Raw genomic sequence first — 2,156 nt, 5'->3', positions numbered from 1 at the left:
GGAGGGCGGGCGACCGCCATCAGGATCGGCTGCGTCGGGGCGATGTTGTAGCGCGCCGGGAAATCCTCAAGCCCCGCCACGTCCAGAAAGGCAGCGGTCTGATCCGGCGTCGCGGTCAAGGCGAAACGTCCGCACATGGTCGATTGGTGCCCTTCGAAAGGTTCGGCTTCTGAAAGTGGCGATGGAACCGGCGTTGCGCAACCGCTAAAACTTGTCCACGCTGGCCGGTCCACAACTGACCGGCCTTCAGCCTGATTGGGAATCCATGAACGAAGCGCGCAAAATACTTCCGGCAGTCTCGGTCGCCGTCGTGCGGGCAGACACCGTGCTTCTGGTCAAGCGAGCCCGGCAACCGTCGCAAGGGCTCTATGCCTTTCCGGGCGGCAAGGTCGAACCTGGTGAGACGCTGGAGGCAGCGGCAGAGCGCGAACTTCAGGAAGAAACCGGTTTGCGTGCCACAAATTATCGCCCGCTGCGGGAAATCCGCATCGACGGCCGGGATGACAGCCACCCGGTCGATTATCTCCTCACAGTCTTCGGCGCCGCCTATGCCGGCGGCGAGGCCGTGGCCAGCGACGATGCGGAGACGGCGGCCTTCTATACGCTCAGCGAGATGGCGGCGCTGCCGCTGGCAGGCTCGGTATTCGCGGTCGCCGAAGACTTGTTGGCCCCCGGCGGAAACGCCGGACTGCTGTCCTGAAATCAACTTGCGGGCCACAAATTGTTTCGCCACAAAGACTTATGCTGTTTAGCAGAGCCACGCAGCTGGTAGAGAAGGCTTATGAATCGTCCATCCATGCTCCTCGCCGTGTGTCTTGCGGTCGGCGCGACCGTTTCGATACGGCCCGCGCTCAGCGCCGAGTCGCCGTTCGAGCCCGGGTTGATGCGGCTGGCGGAGGTTCTGGGCTCGCTGCATTTCCTGCGCAATCTGTGCGGCGAAAAGGGCGACCAGTGGCGTGTCGAGATGACAAAACTGCTCGATTCGGAAAATCCGGACGCCGAGCGGCGCGCCCGCTTCATTGCCAGCTTCAATCGCGGCTACCGCTCCTTCGGCGGCACCTATACGAGGTGCACGCCCTCGGCGACCGAAGCCATCAGCCGCTACATGAAGGAAGGCGAGACGCTGTCTCGCGACATCGCCTCGCGTTACGGCAACTAATGCATGTCGCCCAAAAGTGGCTGCGGTTTTGGGAGAACGACACGCATAAAAACGAAAACCTAAAGCGCCTCGCCTGAATCCGTTCAAACGCAGCGCGCTTTAGGCACTCGCTCATCGACAACTATCCGAACCATTGCTGGGTACAGCCGATATATCGGCTTGTGCCAGGCGATATCTTGGTGCAATCCTCATGTTGCACTTCTGCAACAGTATTAACGAAACCCTACCGCGCGAAAGCGGAATTAACTCAAACTGAAGGTTTTCGCCCCGCAGGCCGCCCCAATCGGCTAAGTTTGACTCGAACTGAACGCAGTTTCGCACAAGGCAATCGGGCTTTGTAAAAGACGATCAAAAAAATGTCGTATTTACAAATACTTAATTGTCCCTGGGTGTGAAATGAACAGATCAGGCCTGATCCACATCAATGGATCGCAGCTTGAAAGGGTGGACATTCGCTTATGGAACATGGTGTCAACGACATCGACGCGCTGGTCAGGGAAGAAAAACGCTTGACCGCCGTGGAAAGCCACAGCGAGGCCTGGGCGGAAGGTCTCTCCGCCGGGATAGAGCCCGAGATCATTGCCGAAGCAGCGCTCGAAACAGCCTTCGGCGAGATGTTGCGTGCCAATGGCGAGACCTCGGCCCTTGCCCTGCTCGACCGTATGCGTGAAAAGGTGATTGCTGGCGCCTTCGAACCTGAACGGCTGCGGCACTGAACCGACGTCCGGTTCTTTGACGGCAATATGCCGCTCGGGCGTCATGCCCGTAAGCAGGGAGAAACGGGCAGTGAGTTTTTCGATGTCAGGCAAGCCGCGTGGCTTGGTCCTTCGCATCTCTTTCGCCGCTTGCTGTGCCGCGATTCCCCTGGTTGTGTGTCTCGCGAGCAGCCCCGCCTATGCGCTGAGCGAAATCAAGCGCGAAGAGCTCCCCCCGACGGTCACGCCGCCGGCCGACGACATGTCGCCCCCCGGAAGCACCGCGCCAATGCCCAACCCGG

General features: G+C 60.0%; 4 protein-coding genes and 1 pseudogene. 4 read left to right on the top strand and 1 reads right to left on the bottom strand.

What is annotated here, in order from left to right:
- Window positions 1–137 (bottom strand): SOS response-associated peptidase (locus tag ENZ74_RS35465; RefSeq protein ID WP_164761317.1); only part of this gene is annotated, 137 nt, incomplete at its 3' end.
- 128 nt (window positions 138–265) lie between these two features.
- Here ENZ74_RS35465 and ENZ74_RS29945 point away from each other — a divergent pair.
- From ENZ74_RS29945 to ENZ74_RS34785, 4 genes and pseudogenes are all read left to right on the top strand, one after another.
- The gene (locus ENZ74_RS29945; RefSeq protein ID WP_013532564.1) at window positions 266–700 is read left to right on the top strand and encodes an NUDIX hydrolase; all 435 of its coding nucleotides are present in this window, start codon (window positions 266–268) and stop codon (window positions 698–700) included.
- 81 nt (window positions 701–781) lie between these two features.
- Window positions 782–1,159, top strand: a complete 378-nt coding sequence (locus tag ENZ74_RS29940) for a TIGR02301 family protein (RefSeq protein WP_013532565.1) — start codon at window positions 782–784, stop codon at window positions 1,157–1,159.
- 458 nt (window positions 1,160–1,617) lie between these two features.
- Complete coding sequence (locus ENZ74_RS29935) at window positions 1,618–1,875, top strand: hypothetical protein (RefSeq protein ID WP_008874920.1); 258 nt, start codon at window positions 1,618–1,620, stop codon at window positions 1,873–1,875.
- Between the two features lie 70 nt (window positions 1,876–1,945).
- A pseudogene (locus tag ENZ74_RS34785) lies at window positions 1,946–2,156 on the top strand (hypothetical protein); the annotation flags it as partial.

Source organism: Mesorhizobium sp. M7A.F.Ca.CA.002.15.2.1 (genome assembly GCF_003998715.1).
Lineage (GTDB): Bacteria > Pseudomonadota > Alphaproteobacteria > Rhizobiales > Rhizobiaceae > Mesorhizobium > Mesorhizobium ciceri.
The sequence above is the reverse complement of the archived record's forward strand: the minus strand, read 5'-3'. Positions and strand labels throughout refer to the sequence as shown.